1 pseudogene is annotated in these 260 nt (G+C 33.8%); it reads left to right on the plus strand.

Going from position 1 to position 260, the window contains the following annotated elements:
* Positions 1-260, plus strand: a pseudogene (locus tag SB717_RS37185) (tetratricopeptide repeat protein); the annotation flags it as partial.

Genomic DNA, 260 nt, shown 5'->3' on the forward strand with positions numbered 1-260 from the left:
TTCAAAGGGATTCATGCCTCTACTATTGGAGAATATCAAATCGCAAAAGAAAGTTATGAAAACGCAGAAAAACTTTTAGACTGCATTCCTGATGAATTGGAAAAAGCGGAATTTTATTATAAAGTTGGAGCTTTCCATTATGACATATATCAAGGGCTATTATCTTATAAAAAAGTATCAGAGGCAAGAGAAATCTTTGCTCAACATGCTGGGTATGAGATCAATGTAGCATTCTGTGATAATCTTATAGGCTTAGCTTG

It is taken from the genome of Priestia sp. SIMBA_032, assembly GCF_046535215.1.
GTDB classification, from domain to species: Bacteria; Bacillota; Bacilli; order Bacillales; family Bacillaceae_H; genus Priestia; species Priestia aryabhattai.